Origin of the sequence: Aliivibrio sifiae, from assembly GCF_002954715.1 — a bacterium.
GTDB classification, from domain to species: domain Bacteria; phylum Pseudomonadota; class Gammaproteobacteria; order Enterobacterales; family Vibrionaceae; genus Aliivibrio; species Aliivibrio sifiae.
On record NZ_MSCP01000003.1, the window covers coordinates 148,449 to 168,700 of the forward strand.

General features: G+C 32.5%; 16 protein-coding genes and 1 pseudogene. All 17 read right to left on the bottom strand.

Features of this window, described 5'->3' with window-relative positions:
- Positions 1-143: 143 nt before the first annotated feature.
- The gene (locus tag BTO23_RS19100; protein WP_061013186.1) at positions 144-1,571 is read right to left on the bottom strand and encodes a phosphomannomutase; all 1,428 of its coding nucleotides are present in this window, start codon (positions 1,569-1,571) and stop codon (positions 144-146) included.
- Positions 1,572-1,579: 8 nt separating this feature from the next.
- Complete coding sequence (locus BTO23_RS19105) at positions 1,580-2,992, bottom strand: mannose-1-phosphate guanylyltransferase/mannose-6-phosphate isomerase (protein WP_061013188.1); 1,413 nt, start codon at positions 2,990-2,992, stop codon at positions 1,580-1,582.
- 17 nt (positions 2,993-3,009) lie between these two features.
- Positions 3,010-3,247 (bottom strand): annotated as a pseudogene (locus BTO23_RS21550) (tyrosine-protein kinase); the annotation flags it as partial.
- Between the two features lie 8 nt (positions 3,248-3,255).
- Positions 3,256-4,425 carry an LPS O-antigen chain length determinant protein WzzB gene (locus BTO23_RS19115; protein WP_105064340.1) on the bottom strand — a complete coding sequence of 390 codons (1,170 nt, stop codon included), beginning with the start codon at positions 4,423-4,425 and terminating at the stop codon, positions 3,256-3,258.
- Between the two features lie 612 nt (positions 4,426-5,037).
- Positions 5,038-6,129: a UDP-N-acetylglucosamine--undecaprenyl-phosphate N-acetylglucosaminephosphotransferase gene (gene wecA, locus BTO23_RS19120; RefSeq protein WP_105064341.1), complete on the bottom strand. Its 1,092-nt coding sequence runs from the start codon at positions 6,127-6,129 to the stop codon at positions 5,038-5,040.
- A 226-nt stretch (positions 6,130-6,355) separates the two neighbouring features.
- Positions 6,356-7,522 carry a nucleotide sugar dehydrogenase gene (locus BTO23_RS19125; RefSeq protein WP_105064342.1) on the bottom strand — a complete coding sequence of 389 codons (1,167 nt, stop codon included), beginning with the start codon at positions 7,520-7,522 and terminating at the stop codon, positions 6,356-6,358.
- Positions 7,523-7,586: 64 nt separating this feature from the next.
- Positions 7,587-8,792 (bottom strand): mannose-6-phosphate isomerase, class I, encoded by a 1,206-nt coding sequence (manA, locus tag BTO23_RS19130; protein WP_105064343.1) that lies wholly within the window; start codon positions 8,790-8,792, stop codon positions 7,587-7,589.
- Positions 8,793-8,863: 71 nt separating this feature from the next.
- Positions 8,864-10,288 carry a phosphomannomutase gene (locus tag BTO23_RS19135; protein ID WP_105064344.1) on the bottom strand — a complete coding sequence of 475 codons (1,425 nt, stop codon included), beginning with the start codon at positions 10,286-10,288 and terminating at the stop codon, positions 8,864-8,866.
- 1 nt (position 10,289) lies between these two features.
- The gene (locus BTO23_RS19140) at positions 10,290-11,696 is read right to left on the bottom strand and encodes a mannose-1-phosphate guanylyltransferase/mannose-6-phosphate isomerase (RefSeq protein ID WP_105064345.1); all 1,407 of its coding nucleotides are present in this window, start codon (positions 11,694-11,696) and stop codon (positions 10,290-10,292) included.
- A 10-nt stretch (positions 11,697-11,706) separates the two neighbouring features.
- Positions 11,707-12,894: a glycosyltransferase family 4 protein gene (locus tag BTO23_RS19145; protein WP_105064346.1), complete on the bottom strand. Its 1,188-nt coding sequence runs from the start codon at positions 12,892-12,894 to the stop codon at positions 11,707-11,709.
- The gene (locus BTO23_RS19150) at positions 12,891-13,985 is read right to left on the bottom strand and encodes a glycosyltransferase (RefSeq protein ID WP_105064347.1); all 1,095 of its coding nucleotides are present in this window, start codon (positions 13,983-13,985) and stop codon (positions 12,891-12,893) included. Before BTO23_RS19150 ends, BTO23_RS19145 begins: the two co-directional genes overlap by 4 nt.
- Entirely contained in the window at positions 13,978-15,072 is a 1,095-nt protein-coding gene (locus BTO23_RS19155; RefSeq protein WP_170066785.1) for a glycosyltransferase family 4 protein, read from the bottom strand. The genes BTO23_RS19150 and BTO23_RS19155 overlap by 8 nt, the downstream gene beginning before the upstream one ends.
- Positions 15,065-15,631: a serine O-acetyltransferase gene (locus tag BTO23_RS19160; RefSeq protein ID WP_105064349.1), complete on the bottom strand. Its 567-nt coding sequence runs from the start codon at positions 15,629-15,631 to the stop codon at positions 15,065-15,067. The genes BTO23_RS19155 and BTO23_RS19160 overlap by 8 nt, the downstream gene beginning before the upstream one ends.
- Positions 15,618-16,772 (bottom strand): hypothetical protein, encoded by a 1,155-nt coding sequence (locus tag BTO23_RS19165; RefSeq protein WP_105064350.1) that lies wholly within the window; start codon positions 16,770-16,772, stop codon positions 15,618-15,620. The genes BTO23_RS19160 and BTO23_RS19165 overlap by 14 nt, the downstream gene beginning before the upstream one ends.
- Positions 16,762-17,847, bottom strand: a complete 1,086-nt coding sequence (locus BTO23_RS19170; RefSeq protein ID WP_105064351.1) for a glycosyltransferase family 4 protein — start codon at positions 17,845-17,847, stop codon at positions 16,762-16,764. The genes BTO23_RS19165 and BTO23_RS19170 overlap by 11 nt, the downstream gene beginning before the upstream one ends.
- A complete protein-coding gene (locus BTO23_RS19175; RefSeq protein WP_105064352.1) occupies positions 17,844-18,791 on the bottom strand; it encodes a glycosyltransferase family 2 protein in 948 nt (315 codons plus the stop codon). The genes BTO23_RS19170 and BTO23_RS19175 overlap by 4 nt, the downstream gene beginning before the upstream one ends.
- Complete coding sequence (locus BTO23_RS19180) at positions 18,781-20,226, bottom strand: oligosaccharide flippase family protein (protein WP_105064353.1); 1,446 nt, start codon at positions 20,224-20,226, stop codon at positions 18,781-18,783. Before BTO23_RS19180 ends, BTO23_RS19175 begins: the two co-directional genes overlap by 11 nt.
- Positions 20,227-20,252 lie beyond the last annotated feature (26 nt).

Here is a 20,252-nt window from a genome sequence, read left to right on the forward strand (position 1 = left end):
AATAAACTCATTATGCATCGAGCGGTTTCTGGAAAGTGCTACGGCTTACACGCGAGTTAAAAATAATGTAAAACAATATTAGCTAGCTACTTAAGAACCAAATAATACCACTAGGGAAAATTCTTTATAATTATTTCAATTAATTATAAGTTTTGGATACTGTTAAGACTCATATTAACATATTGACAGGCCTCAAAATAACTATCAGCTTCTCCATAACAGCGAAGTTCTGGAGCATTACCAGATGGACGTAGGTGCACAATTAAACCATCAGATAATGTAATTCTCAAACCATCAGTTTCATCAACACACTCTATATCAGTATTATCAAAACCTAATTTCTCTAATAATTCTGCCGGATTCTGCTTGCCTTGTGCCATAATAACACTGCTTTTTTCTGTCATGAAATTTTGAATACGATCACTGTGAGTAAAGCGTTTTGGTAATTTGCTCACTAGACTCGATATAGCTCTATTTTGCGCAGCGCATAATAACATGATTGCAGGTAAAACAGCATCTCTCGTTGGCAGAGCTTTCAGTATCTTATTATTTAGTAAGATGTCACTACCAAGCAAATACCCCCCATTTGCTTCAAAACCTGCAACCGAGTTATATTTTTTAGCTAGCTTTGCAAAAGCTGCAATTACATATGGTGAGCCAATTTTAGTTCTCTCGACATAAGAAAAGCGCCCAGATAATTCTATAGCAGTGTTACAACTTACTGGTACAGCTAACGCTTCAATATTTAATGCATCTGAAGTTAATAAGCCAAGTATATCACCTCTTAACCAGTTACCCTTCTCATCGGAGACTAGAGGACGATCACCATCACCATCCGTTGAGAATACCAAATCTAAATTATATTTTTCCGACCAGTTAATTGCTTTTAATCTATCTTCTTCAGATACTGCTTCAGTATCAATAGGAACAAAATGGTCTGTGCGCTCTAACCTAATAACCTCAGCACCAAACGCTTCAAATATCTTATAATATAAATCTCGTCCTGCGCTTGAGTGTTCATAAACACCAATTCGTTTACCTGTTAGCCAAAGCGTATCAAACAATGAAGTATAACGTTCAACATAATCATCCGCAGCTTGGTTACTCACCGTTAACTCAGGTAATTTAGAAACAGCTATAAACTCTACTGCTCCTTTTAAAATAGTTTGCTCATCAATTTTACTAATTTCACCATCTGGACGATAAAATTTCAGACCATTTCTATCAAATGGAATGTGGCTTCCCGTAATCATAATGGCAGGAATAGCCTTTTCTTGAGCAACATAAGCCAGTGCAGGGGTTGGTACAACACCGTAATAAACAACTTCAATATCAAATTGAGTTAATACAGATGCACATGCTTGGGCCATTGCATAACTGCTTGGTCGGTTATCAATCGCAATAGCGACTTTTTTGAATGCGAAATGTGGTCTTATTGCCGCTATAAAAGCCGAACTAAATGCAGCGCATACATCCGAAGTAAACTGAGTTACTAGCCCTCTGGCACCGCTTGTACCAAAAGCTACTCCACTCTCTTTTATAACGGTTGAACTAACTAATTTAATTGACATATTTATCCTTAACTTCTTCCGTATCTATCTTCAAAACGAACAATATCATCCTCACCAAGATAACTGCCAGTTTGAACTTCAATCATTTCTAACGGAATTTTACCTGGATTTTCTAAAGCATGAATCGTACCTAAAGGAATGTAGGTTGATTCATTTTCTGTAACGATGATCGTCTTATCCCCATTAAGCACACTTGCTGTACCTGATACAACAATCCAATGCTCTGAGCGATGATAATGTTTTTGAATCGAAAGTTTCTCTCCTGGTTTCACTGTGATTCGCTTTACTTGATCTCTTGCACCAAAATCAATGGAATCATATTTACCCCAAGGGCGGTAAACTTCTCGATGTAACTTTTGCTCTGTGCGATCCGCTTCGTGTAATTTATTTACAATAGACTTAACATCCTGCACTTTATCTTTATTAGCAACCAAGATAGCATCTTTGGTTTCAATGATAACTAAATTATCAACACCAAGCGTTGAGACTAATTTATTCTCAGCAAAGATATAATTATTTGTTGAATCAACAGCAATTACATCGCCTTTAATTACATTTTGATCCTTATCTTTCTCTGATACATCCCACAAAGCAGAAAATGAACCAACATCACTCCAACCTGCATCCATAGGGACAACCATTGCAGAATCTGTCTTTTCCATTATTGCATAATCGATAGATTTATCAGGGCAAGTTTCAAAGATTGTTGGATCAACACGCGTAAATTCCACATCTTGTGAAGGTGTTGCAATAGCTTTTTTACACATCTCAAGAATTTCTGGTTCAAATTTAGCTAACTCTTCAAGATAACGACTCGCTTTAAAGATAAACATACCACTATTCCAATAATAGTCATTTGACTCTAAATATTTTTTTGCTGTCGTTATGTCAGGCTTTTCAACAAACTCACTAACAGAAAATGCATTACCATCTTTTTTACCTGCTTTTATATATCCATAACCCGTTTCAGGAGCGTTAGGAACAATGCCGAAAGTGACTAATTTATCATTCAATGCAAATGGTAATGCTTTTTTTACTGACTCAATAAAAGCGAACTCATTATCTATAATATGATCAGCAGCTAAAACGAGTAATAATGGATCTCCTTCATCACCGGTTACATTTATAGCTTGTAGCGCAGCAAGTGCTATTGCTGGTGCTGTATTTCGGCCTACTGGCTCAAGGATAATACCGCTATGCTTAAAACCACCTAATCGCATTTGTTCTGCCGCAATAAAACGATGCTCTTCATTGCATATAAGAATAGGTGCGGAATGCTCAATACCAGAAAGTCGAGCTGTCGTTTGTTGCAGCATCGACATATCTCCGGTGACACTCAAAAATTGTTTAGGATAAAGTTCACGAGAAAGAGGCCATAAACGAGAACCTGTACCGCCAGCCAAAATTACAGGAGTGATCATATTTTAATTCCTAATATTATTTCACTCTCTTTAAAAGATTAACTCATTTAAGTGCGCTTCAAGTTTTACAATAACATCCAAAGCAGACCGAGCTTCTAGACTAAGGTCTACCGATTAACGGTCTAATCTAAAGTCATTTGATGTATTCTCAGAGAGTGTTAGTTTGTCTTTAATCGACGGACGTTAAGTACTTAAAAATATAAGGCTTTTCTCTGCCTCAGCACTATCTCGAGCGATATTTTGTAAAAAGTAACTGCCATTTTTTACGAATCAATTTCACTTTCTTTTCTAAAGGCAAATCTAACAAGCACAATAGCGACACCTAATATACCGCCCAATAAAGTCCAGAAAACTACTATTGATACACGATTTGGTTTATCACGACTGAATGGCTGCTCTACATTTTCTAAGTAACGAAAGGTTTGAAATTTAATATCACGGTCAATATTCATACTCTTCAGCATTTCAAGCTTAGCATCAATTTGCTGTAATCTTGGTTCTATCACCGTTAAGTTTTTTACTGACTTTAGAGCTTTAATCTTTGCGTTCAACGCCTGCGCCCCTAACTCAATAGCAAATAATTCATTACTTCCCATATTTTGGATAGGCTTATTTACTTCTGCTGCTTTCGCTATATCTAATGCGTATTGAGAACGTTCAATTTCAACCGCTAGTCGGTTCCTTGCTTGAGTTTCTAAGATAGTTTTCTGTTGGCGTAATTCATGACGTTTGCCATTTACCATCGCTTGAAGGTTATTTAAAGCATCATTAAATACAACACTTTTTACTGAAGTAATATATTCATTTAATAGTGTATAACTGCTTTCTTTTGTCGTTGCTTGTAGGCGAATAGAGTATGGCGACATAATTGATTTTTTATCCGTCGCTACTGCACTAATTTTTTGAAACCATCCTGAATATAACTTACGAGTCGCTTCTTTCTTATTTATGTCTGTATTTGTGTCTGTATTTGTGTCTGTATTTGTGTCTGTGTCAAGTTGAGCTTTAAATGCTTGAAACTCAGCATTTCCATCTAAAAATTTCTTTTTATTATTTGATGAATTATAAGCACTTATGAAATTTTGAAATAGTACTTCACTATCAACTAATGAATCCAAAGCGTCACTAACAAGTACTGTCCCATCATCTTGATAAATATCGAAGATTGGTTGGTACTGCTTTACTTGCTCTTGATACTCTGAAAAATTATGAACTTGCGGGATCATTATCTTCGCTTTAGATGACCACCACTCTTGAGCTGTTAATGCGTATATCACAGCACCAATAGCGAATACGACTGTACATAAAATGATAGTGACTTTACCTTTCCAAAGAGCCATAAATAGCTCTTTAAGGTCTATCTCATCATTATATAATTCAAACGAAGGTGGCTGTGGGAAGTTTTTTACTTGTGGTGAATGTTGAGTTTTCATGAAAGAGTCCATTTAGGTACGCTACCGCCCAGAGGTTATACGCATCCCCATCGCGTTAGCATTGATATGTCTGTTTTTTGGCGGTTGCCATTGTATTACAATTTTGTTGTTTTCTCAGCAAATTATATGCCACTATATTAATTAATGGCTATAACCTACCCCTGTAATAAAAGGGATTAAATCACCGTTACTCTGTCGCTATTAGCCTTGTAATATTTAACATTTTTAGCATGCCTTGATAAATAATATTTTCTGTTATGTCTTTGTAAGAAAGTAAGACTTGTCTAATATTTATTCCAACAAGAAACAACTAAATGTGAGCATTTAGTTACGCCTTATCACTTATTACCTTTAAATCCTATTAAAACATAATTATGAAAATCATCCATGATAGCTATCAAACTATTGTTTAAATGTGCATAAAACCTTAACAACATGCGTTTTAACGCCTCATATCGTATCAAAACACCAATAACTTAGCATTATCAATTGATAAATTATAAGCCCATGCTGTACCTAACCAACCAACAATTAGACAAAAAAAAGCGGAGATAACCTAGCCAGTTATCTCCGCTTTTATGTATTCAAATTGTAGTGCCACTCAAAAGAGAGTTACTTACCAACTTCAGCTTGAAGTTGTATAGACATGCGCTTACCAAAAAGCTTATGCACAAACGTTGTTATACGCCAGATGTAACTGATAGTCATGAAGTACACAACAAAAAATACCAAGAAACTAAAGAACATGACTGATTCTCGTACCCCATTTAGATCAGCCCAAATACCGTAACAAGCACAAATCGTCGCTACTGTACAAATAAGGAACAACGTCATGTGTGAAGATAAACCTAAACGTTGACAAATATGATGTAAATGCTCGCGGTCTGGTTTAAATGGCGATTGGCCCTTACGAACACGACGGATCATAATGGTTGCCATATCCATAAGAGGAATAGCGATTAGCCACAATGCGGTTACTGGTTTAAATGCAATAACCGATGGCTCTTGAGAACCACGAATAAGCATCCATACCACAGTAAAGCCAATAAACATACTGCCCGCATCGCCCATAAAGACTTTAAAACGACGTCCTAATGGAAAACCAAGGTTAAGCATAATATAAGGCACTATAGCGACAACAATTAACGCACACACCTGCGCTAAGTAATCATTGCCACTGTAATGGAATACTGTCGCTAATGCTGCGAACGTTACCGATGCCAAACCACCAAGTAAGCCATCAATACCGTCAACCATATTAAAGGCATTAATTGCCCCTATCACCCCTAAAATAGTAATGATGCCACTTGCTGCGGAAGACAACATAATGGTCTCACTACCCATTAAATAGCCTAAGTGATGTAAGCTATGCCCACCCACAAAGATAATAATAAGAGAAATGATAACTTGAACAACTAAACGGATTTTAAAGCTGATATCGTAAAAATCATCAAATGCACCTAATACTACAAGCACTGCAGCACAACTTAAGTACATGATTAGGTTTTCATTAGCAGGGAAAAACAGAAGCAATCCAATACATAAAGTAGTAAAAATAGAAATACCACCAATTAATGGGATCACTCCTTTGTGATGTTTACGCTCATTAGGTTTATCAACCAATCCTACGCGCTTAGCCACTTTGCGCATGATAAATAAACTGACGAATGAAACGAGAAACACAAATAAATATGCGTTAATCATAAATAGACTTCCTGTTGGAATGTAATTATTTTAAAAGTATATATAAATGGGTATTGCGTGATACAACATAATCTCTATGCAGTATATTAAGTCGCATTTTTTCGCTTTGCTAATGTAAGCATACAAGTAAAATACGAGTGGAAATGAGTTAAACTAAATCAGAATGAAGTATTGTATACAATAACCCCCTAACGTCAATAATATTCAACATTAGGGGGTATATTAATTAATCAGAACCAAATAAATCGCGGGTATACACTTTACCCTCAACATCTGACAGTTCTTCAGCCATGCGGTTAGAAACTATAACATCACAAGTTGATTTAAATTGTTCTAAATCCGTCATCACTAATGAATTAAAAAATTCTTTCTCTTTAAATACTGGCTCATAAATAACAACTTCAATGCCCTTTGCTTTTAAGCGCTTCATAACCCCTTGAATACTAGAAGCACGGAAGTTATCTGAACCCGACTTCATTACTAAACGGTAAATACCTACACGCTTAGGGTTTCGCTTTAAAATACTATCAGCAATAAAATCTTTACGCGTTGTATTTGCCTCTACAATGGCACCAATAATATTATTTGGTACATCACTGTAGTTTGCTCGTAATTGCTTAGTGTCTTTTGGTAAACAGTAACCACCATAACCAAATGATGGATTATTGTAGTGATTACCAATACGTGGGTCTAAACCTACCCCTTCAATAATTTGGCGAGCATTTAGTCCATGGGACTCAGCATAAGTATCTAACTCATTAAAATAAGATACACGTAAAGCTAGGTAGGTGTTTGAGAAAAGCTTAACTGCTTCTGCTTCTGTTGAATCAGTAAACAGCACATCAATGCCTTCTTTTATTGCACCTTCAACTAATAGATTAGCGAAAGTTTGTGCACGCTCAGAACGCTCACCGACAATAATACGAGAAGGGTATAAGTTGTCATATAAAGCACGGCCTTCACGTAAGAACTCAGGCGAGAACATAATATTGTCACAGCCGAACTCTTGTTTAATTTGCGCTGTATAACCAACAGGAACGGTTGATTTAATAATCATCACCGCTTGTGGATTAATAGCCATTACGTCTTTAATGACCGACTCGACCGATGAGGTATTAAAGTAATTCGTTTTTACATCGTAATCTGTCGGTGTTGCGATAATAACAAAATCGGCATCTTTATATGCACACTCTTTATCAAGCGTTGCGCTGAATGATAATTCTTTATTATTTAAAAACTCGGAAATCTCGGTATCAACTATCGGTGATATTTTATCGTTAAGAAGATTTATTTTCTCTTCAATAATATCAACCGCAATAACGTCATTGTTTTGTGCCAATAACATAGCATTAGACAAGCCGACATAGCCTGTGCCAGCAATTGCAATTTTCATTTTAAATAATTCCATAATACTATAAATAATAATGTAAATTTATATCGCAACGAATCTGCGCCTCCTAGTTATATACTCTAGCGATGCGTCCTTCAGAAGAAATAGTGTAAGACTTCGCATACGCAGGGATAAACACCGACTCACCCTTTTTAATCGTAATATTTTCACCTGATATATGTGAAATAATAGTGTCATAATCAATCGAGAAAATAATTTCAGCACTATTTACTTCAACTATTTCATCATCAGCTTGAATAAAGCAATCGAAATTAAAGTCTGGTACAGGAATCTGATAACACTGTTGATTATTCTTAACAACTGGCACGCATAGTAATGAACTGACTGTCTTTTCTTCGAATAAAGTACAACGAGCAAGTTCAATAACATCAATATGTTTTGAGGTTAAGCCCGCACGCAACACATTATCAGAGTTTGCCATAACCTCTAAACCAGTGCCTTTAAGATAAGCGTGGGGTGTTCGAGCATCAAGATACATGGCCTCACCCGGTTTAAGAGTTAGAACATTAAGTATCAATGGCGAAAAAAGGCCAATATCCTCAGAATAATTTTCCGCTAACTCCAAAATCAAGCTACTTACGTCATTTGCAACACTTGGTTGTTGGTTTATGGTTGCGTATTCAAGCAAGGCTCTCAACGATTCCTGCTTATGCTCCCCTTGTAATGATAATAACCCAATAAAAAAAGCTTCTAATCCCTGCGAACTAACATTCACCTTAAATGACTCAACTAGTGTTTGAATAATTGGCATCTCAACAGTATCGACCATATGGGTAAATCGCGCGAGAATTTCATCAAATGCACGAAAACCATTCATAGCTTTATAAGGTGTTAATGCATATACCAGTTCTGGTTTGTGATTCGGATCTCGATAGTTTCGATTAGGGGCAGTTCGCTCAATTCCTTGAGCGTCTTCATACGCAAATCCGTTTTCTGCTTCTTTTTTATTTGGATGTACTTGTATCGACAATGCATAATCCGCTGCCAGTACCTTAAATAAATATGGCAACTCACCAAACGTCTTAGCGGTTGCCTTAGATAGCACTCCACTTTTATCTTTGTTGATTACCTCAGAAAGTAATACCAATTTTTCATCAATTATGACTTCTGAACACCCATTTGAATGCGATCCCATCCAAATTTCAGCTTGTGGCTCTTGATTTGGATTCTCAATATCAAATAACATTTGAATCGCCGTCTTACTGCCCCACGTATAATTCTGGATAGGATTTCGTAACTTAAAAAAATTCATTTTCTTTATCACTAAATGGAAAGACTTTAACTTAGTACAGTTAAATCAAACTTGATTTATTATATATTCAATTATAATTTCTGAACTTGTAAAAGCACTTTATTTACTAATGCTTGTGCTTTTTCAACAGTACTCGCTTCAGCGTAACAACGAAGCTCTGGTGCATTACCAGAAGGTCGCAAATGAATAACTAAATTATCAGTTAAGATCATTCTTAATCCATCAGTAAGCTCAACAGTAAGTAACTCCGCATTAACCAAGCCTAAGCTTTGTAACAACAATGCAGGATTATCCTTACCTTGCGATATAATCGATTGGCTCTTTTCAACAGCAAAGTTTTGAATACGATCACTATGAGTAAATCGTTTAGGAAGTGCATCCACTAACGTCGATATTCCATTTTTTCCCGCAGAGAAAAGTAACATTAAAGCTGGTAATACGGCATCACGAGTTGGTAATGCCTTCAGTTCCTTACTATTTACCACAACATCACTTCCTAACAAAAAGCCACCGTTAGCTTCAAAACCGGCAACAGAAGAATACGTTGTATTTAAAGCATCAAATTCAGCAATAACATAAGGTGAGCCAATCTTAGTTTTAGATACTTGTTTAAATTGCGTTGATTTCTCAATCATCGTATTACAGCTAATTGGAATAGCTAACGCTTCAATATTCATCGCTTCTGCGCATAATAATCCTAAGGTATCACCTCGAAGCCATTCACCCTTTTCATCAGCAACAAGCGGGCGGTCGCCATCGCCATCAGTAGAAAAAATAAAATCAAAACCATATTCAATTGACCATTGGCGTGCTTTCTCTTTGTCTGATTCAGCAACGGCTTCTGTATCAATAGGAACAAACTCATCACTACGCTCAAGAGCAATAACTTCAGCGCCTAGTGCTTCAAACATTGGCACATATAAATCACGACCAGCACTTGAATGCTCATAAATACCAATACGCTTACCTACCAACATATGACTATCAAATAGTGAAGTATAACGTTCAATATATTTAGTACCTGCAACGGTATTAACCATTAATTCAGGTAAATCTAAGATTGATTCAAATTTAATCGTCGCACTTAAAATAGCTTGCTCATCAGATTTTGTGATTTCACCATCTGGTCGGTAAAATTTAAGTCCATTACGGTCAAATGGGATGTGGCTACCTGTCACCATAATACAAGGAATATTATCTTGCATTGAAACATAAGCTAGCGCCGGTGTTGGCACAACACCATAGTAAATAACATCAAGGCCAAGCTGTTGTACTGCTTTTGCACAAGCTTGCGCCATTACAGGGCTACTAGGACGATTATCGATGGCAATGGCAACCTGCTTAAATTCAAATTGTTCTTGAATTGACGATATAAATGCATGAACAAAAGCGGCACACACATTTGGCGTAAATTGCTCAACAAGACCACGAGCGCCACTGGTACCAAACTGAATACCTGACTCTTTAATAACATTTTCGCTTATTAGAAGACTCATTTTAGTATCCCTCTCCTTCTGTACAAGTACGTTCAATATCATCTTCGGCTAAATAGCTACCAGTTCTCACTTCAATTAATTCTAAATTCATTTTTCCTGGATTCTCAAATGAATGAGCCGCACCAACAGGAATATAAGTTGATTGATTTTCTGAGACTAAATATGTTTCATTACCATTTACCACTTTTGCTGTTCCTGATACAACAACCCAATGCTCAGCACGATGATAATGAATTTGAGTTGCTGTTTTTTCACCAGGGCGCACAACGACTTTTTTAACATGGTAGCGTTCACCTTCAGCAATTTGATCATGCTTACCCCAAGGACGATAAACTTCTTGATGCTGACGATATTCAGAACGATCATCTTGTTTGAGTTGGTTAACTATATTCTTAACGTCTTGCACTTTATCTTTATGCGCTACCAAAACGGCGTCTTTTGTCTCAACAATCACTAAATTATCAACACCCACGGTTGTTACTAATTTATTTTGAGCATAAATATAACTGTTTTGAGTTGAGTCTAATAATACGTCACCACGGATAGCGTTGCCGTTATCATCTTTAGCATTAATATCCCATAATGCAGACCATGACCCAACATCGCTCCATCCTGCATCCATAGGTAACACAACAGCTTTATCAGTCTGCTCCATCACTGCATAGTCAATGGAATCATCAGGGCACTCAGCAAATAACTCTTTAGATATACGAATAAAATCCAGATCTGAATAAGATGAATCCATCGCTAATTTACAAGTATCATAAATGGCAGAGTTATATTTTTTCAGCTCGTTTAGATAAGTCGATGCCTTAAACAAAAACATCCCACTATTCCAAGAATACTTTCCTGTATCTAAATACTGTTTAGCTGTTTCAAAATTAGGTTTTTCTACAAAAGCTTCAACATGATATAAATCATTATCAAATATTTGCCCTTGTTTAATATAACCATATCCAGTTTCAGGATGAGTAGGAACGATACCAAACGTTACTAGCATCCCACCCTCAGCCGCATGTATCGAGCGATTTACCGATTCAATAAAAGCTTGCTCATTTGTTATCACATGATCAGCAGCTAAAACTAATAATAAAGGGTCTTGCCCATCACGGATCGCTTGAAACGCAGCTAAAGCAATTGCAGGAGCAGTATTTCTACCAACCGGTTCTAAAATAATATCCGCATTGTGAATACCTAACTCTCTCATTTGCTCTGCAACCATAAAACGATGATCATTATTGCAAATAATTATAGGGTCAATTTTAGGAAGCTGTTCTAGGCGTGAAATAGTATTCTGAAGCATTGAGTCGTTATTAACTAAAGAGATGAATTGCTTTGGATATTGAGTGCGAGATAGAGGCCAAAGGCGGGAGCCTGAACCACCAGCCATAATTACAGGGAGGATCATATAATAACCTTTAGTTAGAAATAATTTGATTAATTTTAGCTGTAAAAGGAGCTAACTTACCAGACCATGAATGATATTCTTTTACATAATGAAGTGCATTGACAGATAAATTTTCAGCGTAATCCACATCATTTTCTAACCGAAGAATCGCTTGAACAAAATCATGTGGCGAATCAGCAACGATAATATCTTTATCAGGAATAGAATCTAACCCTTCAAGCCCTGTACTTGTAGTAATCGTTGGTAAACCTAAAGCCATATATTCAAGAATCTTATTTTGTACTCCGGCAGCCAACCTAACAGAACAAATACCAGCAATAGAGCCTCTTGCATGAGAAATAATGCAATCAACCGCACCGGTAACAACAACACCCTGATGACGATTTAATTTTATTTCATCGTCAGGCTTTATTCTTCCAATAACCTTAAATTTATAATCACCATTTTTTCGTAATAAAGGAAGGCACTCTTTTGCAAACCACATAGCGGCATCAAAATTTTGTGCTGAAAACATATTACCAATGAAAACAATTTCTTTTTTATTTGGTGAAAATTCATAAGTCAATTTTGATATATCTACACCATTCGAACAAACTAATGTTTTTTCATAAACATCAGTCTTTGGTTTAAATAAAAAATCTTTATCGAATTTTGAGACTAACACATTACAATCAAACTTTTCTGCCGTTTGTTTCTCATAACGATTTAAACGTTCTTTTTCTAATTTATAAATAAGACCTTTAATACCAGCATTATTCTTTGTTTCACATACTCTTGAATAATTCATTGATATAGCATCAGTCATTTCTAATACTTTTTTATTTGGCAAATCTTTTGCGTAATCAGCCATTCTTATCAAATGAGGTAGAACTAAGTCATGATCTTTAGATAACCTATTTACCACTTTAGAGAATTCATGTGATTTATAATATGCTACTTGTAACGGGGTTTTACTTGGAAGAGCAAAAACACAATTAAGATAAGAGCGGTATTTAGGAAAAAAAACACGGTGAACATTAGAAAAAACACCATCATCAGGTATATCCAATGTCATTTCGTCTTTCGTTTCACATAAACTAACTAATGTTAATGAATAATTTTTAGCTAGCTCTTTACATAATTCAAAGATTCTTAGTCTATCGCCGCCAATAACTGGATATGGAAATCGTGGGGTCAATACAAGTATTTTATCTTTCATAAACTTAAAATCCTTTCTAGCTCACTTTTAACCCGTTCAATTGAAAAAAAAGCATTAAAATCATCAATAATTACTTTTCGATCTACATGAAAATTAGTATTCAATTTACCCGCAAGATCATTAGCACATTCATACTTATATATATAAGATTTGTCAGTCAAACATTCATAACCAATAAGTGAATTTTCAGTTGCATAAATAGGTAAACCATATTTCATGGCCTCTGCTACTTTTGTCTTCATTCCACTTCCATTTATTACACAAGAAATATAGCCAAAAGCTCTTTTAAATATTAAATCCATATCATCTACAGATGGAGAATCTATGTACTTTAAGTTATTTAAATCATTACAACTGTGAGCATCCAATTTCCTACCAGCTGCAACAAACTTTATTTCTGGATTGTTCTTCGCTATATTTTTAAATTCATTTAATGCTATCAAATTTGGTTCAAAATCAAATGAAGCAGTAAAAAGGTAATAATTTTCATGAGAATCAAAATTATTATTACTTGAAAAATCGTAACAAATCGGAATGATGAAATTTGATTGAGAGAAGTAATTAGCATCTGATTTTGTTATAAATGAACAACTATTAGAATACCTAATACACAAATACTCCGACATTCTAATTAAATAATAATCTACAACGTTTAAAAAATACTTAAAACTAAAATTAGGTTTAGATATTTTATCTTTCAAAAGAAGAAATTCAACATTATCAAAATGACATAAAATCTTTTTATCTGGATAAATTTTCGATAACACAAAAACTAACATTCCTAATCTTGAGCTATGAAAAGATATAACATCACTATCTTTAATAAGATTAATTATATTAAATAAGTAAACAAACAGGAAAGAAGGCAATAATAATAGTCTTGAACAGAAATCAGAAAATAAAGTTTTACTAAATAAGTTACATTCAATATTAGAATCTAATTTAAAATGAACCTCATTAATTTCCTTTCCTATAACCAATACATTATTAGATATTTTTGAGTATCCTTTTAATAAACACCTTAAATAATGGCCTCCACCAGTTAATTCTTGAGGGGAATTAATTGATATTACGGTTACATTTTTAATCATAAAAACAAGCCTTAAGTTTTTCATTAAGAACATCTAAGTTATAGTAATTATTCATCAAAGAGTAAGCATTATTAGCATACTCTAATGATCTTTGAGGGTCATTAATGCTCATTAATATTTTATTTTGTAATTCAACTTCATTATTCTGCTCAAAAACATACCCAGAAATAGAATCTTTAACAATATCTCCCTCAACACCTGTAGAAGAGCTTACAATAATTGTTTTCTTTAAAAGAGCAGCCTCATTTACGACTAGACCCCAAGCTTCAACAGTTCTTGTTTTAATTGATGGAAGAATGACTATTTCTGATTCTCTCATTAATTTAAATTTTTCTTCGGGAATAACTACCCTATTCGGCATATATACCTTATCTTGTAAGTTATATACATCTACTAATTCCTTCAAACGAGAGTATTCAACCCCATTCCCTGCAATAATTAGCCTATAATTAGGTTTTTCTTTTACAACTTTCGCAAAAGCTTTAATTAAGCTCTTATGGCCTTTTATTTTTATTAATCTAGCAAGACATAAAATATATTTTTCATTTTCTTTAAATTCTATATAATCTTTTTCTATTACTTTTTCATATTTATGAGGAACAACATTAGGTACATGAATAATACGCTCTTTACTTGCCCCCATAGATAAAGCAAATTTTTCATGCTTATGACCAAATGCAAGTATCTTATGACTCTTTTTACAAATTATTCTTTCAAAAAACCGAGTTAAATAACGACGTGGATGCTTAATATGTTGCCATTGCTCGTTCCATAAAATAAACTTTGAATTATATAATAAAGAATATAAGAAGCCGACATATGTAATAACATATCCTAAATCAGTACTAACAACATAATCATATTCCTTAGATTTTAATTTACTCCACAATCCAAATGGTATAATAAAGTCTTGCATTAAAGGAATACGAATACTTTTAAGAACATCATACTTATTTAATGGTTTTACTGGCTCATCAAGAAGATAAAAATCGATATCAAAATCTTCATTAGAATCTAAATTTGAAAAAACTGGGTGCCTGAAGTCCTTACAATTATTATGAATAAAAGCAATTCTTTTTTTAGACATGATCTGTTCCATTTTTATTTATAACTTTTAATACGGAGCTACTTACAACCGAGTTATCTTCAATATCACAATATACAAATGAATTTGCAGATACAGCTACTTTGTTCCCTACTTTAATCTTGCCTGCAATAACAGCATTCGCGCCAGCAAAAAAATCATCACCAATACTTGGCACTCCTCGCTTTTCGTCACGACCAGAAACCCCAATAGTGACACCTTGATGAAGAGTTGCATTAGCTCCAATCTCTACTCCATCTCCAATAATTACGTTTGAAAAATGAGCTATTAACATTCCTGGACCAATCTTTGCGTAATAAGAAATACTTATACCAGTGAGTATTTCTATTAATAACCTCGATATCGCAGTAATAAATTTTATTAATTCTCGTAATATAAATATGTTCCTTGTCTTTCTTCTTAAATATATACCAATTCGATAATTCAATAAGGCCCAAAAACCTAATTTAAAAAATGAAATAAAAAACAATAAAAACAGACTCTTATTTTTTTCATTATAAGAATATCTTTTAACATCATCAATTATATTACTCCCCCTCATTCTTACTCATCCCATATTGAATACCTAAAAGAGACCAAAATATAACCCCTGTAGAACCGATCATTACACCATAATATGAAAAACCTTGAATCGTAAAAACAGTCAACAATAAAAAGATAGAGGTTTTATTTTTTTGTGCGAATTCAATCATACTAATGAAAAAGTTCATAAATAATGAAAACCCTAATACGCCATAAGAAAGAATAAAAAACCAAATAATATTCTCAGAAAAATGAACCGTTGTACCTCTAACACCAAATAGAAGATTATTAGATATTACCTCATTAAAACTATGCCATAGAATATATCTTAGATATAAACTAAATGTATTTGTAAATTGAGATAACCATAATAAAATCAAGTCGATGATATCTTTATCATAAGACAAAATAACAGCAAAAAATATATTAAACAACAATGCAGAATATATGAAAATTGTTTTTTTAAAGTATGGAAACATAACAATAAATAATATAACGAAGAGAACAAACATAGCACTCTTGGTTCCACTAAGATAAGTTACCAATACAATAAGAAAGCAAAAAATTAAATCTAAAACCTTAAATCTTGCACTTGGAAAAAAAACACAGGATACTAATACAGAATATAAACCAAGAGCTTGAGGGTTATCTAATGAACCATATGCACGATTATAACCTAAGACATATATTTGATAAGAAGATATGATTAATTGAAATAATAATGATAGAAATAAAATATCATTTAACTTAGTTTGATTATTTTCATTAGAAAAATTTGAAAAGAACAAAAAACAGATAAAGAAAATACAAAAATTTAAAACTTGAAACCCCGAAATTAATAAGCTCCTATAAAAAGAGTCAACATTTACAGAATTCATATCATACCAAGTCATAGGAATTAAAGAGTTAGCATAGTCATTTAAATTTAAATCATTAAAAAAAAGAATAAAAAATGCATATATAATAAACATTAATAATTTTATATGATTCTTATCTAACCGAATTTTATCCACTTTAGAAATCAAGACGAATAAAAATAAGATAAAAATAACCCAATATAACTTAACTGGTGTTCCTGATATATAAACCGGTATATTTGGAAATAAAGAGCATATAATAAAAACAAAAAAAGTTGAGCAGAATACTACCTTATTTTTCATATAAACTCTTAATTAACTGTATATTTTTATCAATGGAAAAATTTTCGATATAAAATTCGAATCCATCATCAATAATTTCATTCTTATTTAAAATATCAATATATTTATTAATTTTATTAGCCATTTCATATACATTTAAAGGATCAAACATCATTTCAGAGTCAAATCCACTTAGAATTTCTTTAACCCCTCCATTATTACTTCCTATAATCATAGTCTTTAATGATAATGCTTCAATAACCACTCGACCAAATGGTTCATTTATTGATGGACAAACTAAAAGATCTGCTTCTTTAATAACATCAAATGGTTTTTCTGTATATTTATAAATAAAAACAGAATCGACTATCTTTGCCAGTTCACACATTTGATTATAATAATCGACATGTTCCTTTTTCATTGGCGAACCGATAATATAAAAGTCAATATCATTACGTGTTTTAGATAGTAAATTAGCGCACTCTATAAATCTATGTTGATTTTTCCACTCTTCTATTCTTCCTAATAAAACAACTTTTTTATTATATTTGCATCTGCCTTTTTCATCATCAAAATAGCCATTAGAGTTATATTGTGATAAATTTTCCACCCCATTATAAACTAAGCTAACTCTTTTATCTGGGACAAATTTCTTTAAACTGTCTTTTACAAAATCAGAGATAACAATAGTTTCATCTAAACATAAAACAAGAAGCGAATTCATAACAGAACAATTATAGTCTCTAATATGACCTATTAGTTTCCCTTTTAAAAAAAACTTAAGCAATCCCAAATATACTCTTGTTCTAAATGTATTAGCATGAAAAATAACATTACTATTATCTAAAGAACTCAATAAATTAATAAAAGAAAAAATCTTATTTCTGTTACGAAAAAAACTAGATAATCTTATAGTAGGTATATCAAACTCATAATACTTAGCACCTTCACTTATAGATAAGGTTGATAATTCACCTCTAGGAGAAATGAGTATAACATTATAATAATCCTTCATTCCTTTAATTAATCTAATAAGACTATTTTCAGCCCCTCCCATTTCGCCAAACTCAGACAAATATATAATTGTTTTTTTCATTTCAGAATTCTTTTTATTAATTTGAAAAGCATTGTGTAATTTATTTTAATGTTATACTTAAGATTTTTTTTCATCTTTTCATTATATAAACTTCTTGATTCATAAATTAAAGATTTATCTATCATCTCTAATAGATCACAAATTTCAATCGTTGCATACAATAAATCACAAATATATTTATTGAAAAGCTCATTTTTACAAATTATATTTTCATGAATATCAATTAACTGCTTTGCAACCGTTAAGTATCCATTAGCATGTTTAGAGTTCTTTCTTATTGTTGTTATTGAATTATTCCTAAATCGTCTGAGATATAATGCTTTCTCTAATAGGTATACTCTTGGTTGAAGAAAAAGTAATAATGTTGTAAATAAATGATCTTCATGATATATGTCGGGATAAAACTCTAAATTTATTAGCGTTTTTCTTTTTACCATATAAAGACATGCTGATGGAATATAGCAATTTAATTTTATGCATTGATTAAAAAAATCATCGCCCAATATTACTTTACCATAAAGATTTTCATCTCTCCTATAAGTAAAGTTAGATTTTTCTGTATCATAACAATCCTCATCAAAAAAAGGAGTAGCATCAAACAAAACAACATCAATACTTTCATCTTTAGTAAACTGCCCAATACAACTTTCTATAGCTATATTAGTCAATAAATCATCCCCATCTAAAAATATAATATACTTACCAACTGCTTTTTTCATTCCAAAATTACGAGTACTTGATAACCCAGAATTATTTCGACTAAATACTTTTATATTAGAATGTTGATTAGATAAATATTTTAATTTATCTAAAGTATTGTCTGTTGAACCATCATTAATAACTATAATTTCAATTTCACGATAAGTTTGGTTAAGTATTGATTCGATTGTTTCAACAATATATGAATCCACATTGAATGCAGGAATAATCACACTAACTAACATAAGATACCTTCTTATAAATTTTCATATATCCACACAACCAATAAACAACAAAAAAAATCAAAAAAGATAACGAGATCGAATAAAACAATTTATAAATCATATTTAAAGAAAAATAATAGTTTAAACAATTATATAAAAGGAAACTTAAACACATTGATAATAAAGAAGGAATTAATATAAATAAAAACCTCACAACTGATTCATTAAAAATATTTTTATACATTAAATAATAACACTGAATAAAATTAATTAAGAATGTAAAAAAAAGTACTGTTGCCAATATATATATATCACCAAAGTTAATTGAAAGTATCATCCCTATAATATTAACAAAAGATGAAAAAACACCAGAAATAAACATCAGTCTAGTTTCATTTAACGACTGAAAAACACTTCCTGAAGTGCTCAGAATTATTTGAATTGGAATAGAAAAACTAAATATTGTTAATAATCCAACAACAGAGTCCCATTGTTCACCAAGTATAATAAAAACAATCAAATCAGAATTTGAGTAAATGAGAAAGCCAATTAAACAAGAGATAAATGACAAATTAAAAATTAATTTATCATGAATAATTCTTACTTCATTTATGTCTTTACACTCTGAAGATAAAATAGGCTGAAGTGCAGGTCCGATAGCAAATGAAACTAATTGAAGTGGATATTTCATTAGCATATAAGACTTATCATAAACACCTAACGAAGTTAAACCAAAGTACTTACCAACAAGAATATTATCCAAATTTCTTGAGAAATAATTTAAAACATTAAATGAAAATTGATATGATGAAAATTTCAATATTGGCTTAACAGCTTTAGGATACCAATATAAACGGGGTATACCAAACTCCGTCCACTTTAGGTGGATTGTATAATTTATAATAAACCTAAAGATTGAAACGACACAAGGTCTAACAGCTAAAGCATATAACGGTTCAAAATTATAATATACGTATACCACAATAAAAAATGCTATAATTTCAGACAAGATATCACTAAATGCTAACCTGAAAAAAAAACGTTCTCTAATTAAAAAAGAGTTTGGGAGTGTGTTAATACAACTAAAAATGATACTTATACATATGAATATAGATATATATTGATAGTCATCTCTGTTATAAAAATAATTCAACCAGAAAGAAAATAGATAAAACAAAATACAGATTATAATACCTATCACTAACGTTAGTGAAAATAAGCCATTTTTGTCTTTTTCACTTAACGTTTTAAAATTAATGATAGCAGGCCCTAATCCAACTTCTCCCAACATCAAAAAAAATATAGAGAACACTTGTATTGCAGCAAAAATACCAAAAACTTCAGGAGTAAACAACCTAGAATAAATAGCTAGCGTTCCAACTTGGATTATATATACACTATATCTACTTATAACACTTTTTATTATTGCTTTTTTTAATTTATCGAATGTACTCATTATCTAAACCTAAGATTTCAACTTAA

Bases quoted from the DNA above. Each gene is read 5' to 3' on its own strand.
- BTO23_RS19100 (WP_061013186.1), bottom strand. From the start codon at position 1,571: ATGTCAATTAAATTAGTTAGTTCAACCGTTATAAAAGAGAGTGGAGTA.
- BTO23_RS19105 (WP_061013188.1), bottom strand. From the start codon at position 2,992: ATGATCACTCCTGTAATTTTGGCTGGCGGTACAGGTTCTCGTTTATGG.
- BTO23_RS19115 (WP_105064340.1), bottom strand. From the start codon at position 4,425: ATGAAAACTCAACATTCACCACAAGTAAAAAACTTCCCACAGCCACCT.
- wecA (WP_105064341.1), bottom strand. From the start codon at position 6,129: ATGATTAACGCATATTTATTTGTGTTTCTCGTTTCATTCGTCAGTTTA.
- BTO23_RS19125 (WP_105064342.1), bottom strand. From the start codon at position 7,522: ATGAAAATTGCAATTGCTGGCACAGGCTATGTCGGCTTGTCTAATGCT.
- manA (WP_105064343.1), bottom strand. From the start codon at position 8,792: ATGAATTTTTTTAAGTTACGAAATCCTATCCAGAATTATACGTGGGGC.
- BTO23_RS19135 (WP_105064344.1), bottom strand. From the start codon at position 10,288: ATGAGTCTTCTAATAAGCGAAAATGTTATTAAAGAGTCAGGTATTCAG.
- BTO23_RS19140 (WP_105064345.1), bottom strand. From the start codon at position 11,696: ATGATCCTCCCTGTAATTATGGCTGGTGGTTCAGGCTCCCGCCTTTGG.
- BTO23_RS19145 (WP_105064346.1), bottom strand. From the start codon at position 12,894: ATGAAAGATAAAATACTTGTATTGACCCCACGATTTCCATATCCAGTT.
- BTO23_RS19150 (WP_105064347.1), bottom strand. From the start codon at position 13,985: ATGATTAAAAATGTAACCGTAATATCAATTAATTCCCCTCAAGAATTA.
- BTO23_RS19155 (WP_170066785.1), bottom strand. From the start codon at position 15,072: ATGTCTAAAAAAAGAATTGCTTTTATTCATAATAATTGTAAGGACTTC.
- BTO23_RS19160 (WP_105064349.1), bottom strand. From the start codon at position 15,631: ATGAGGGGGAGTAATATAATTGATGATGTTAAAAGATATTCTTATAAT.
- BTO23_RS19165 (WP_105064350.1), bottom strand. From the start codon at position 16,772: ATGAAAAATAAGGTAGTATTCTGCTCAACTTTTTTTGTTTTTATTATA.
- BTO23_RS19170 (WP_105064351.1), bottom strand. From the start codon at position 17,847: ATGAAAAAAACAATTATATATTTGTCTGAGTTTGGCGAAATGGGAGGG.
- BTO23_RS19175 (WP_105064352.1), bottom strand. From the start codon at position 18,791: ATGTTAGTTAGTGTGATTATTCCTGCATTCAATGTGGATTCATATATT.
- BTO23_RS19180 (WP_105064353.1), bottom strand. From the start codon at position 20,226: ATGAGTACATTCGATAAATTAAAAAAAGCAATAATAAAAAGTGTTATA.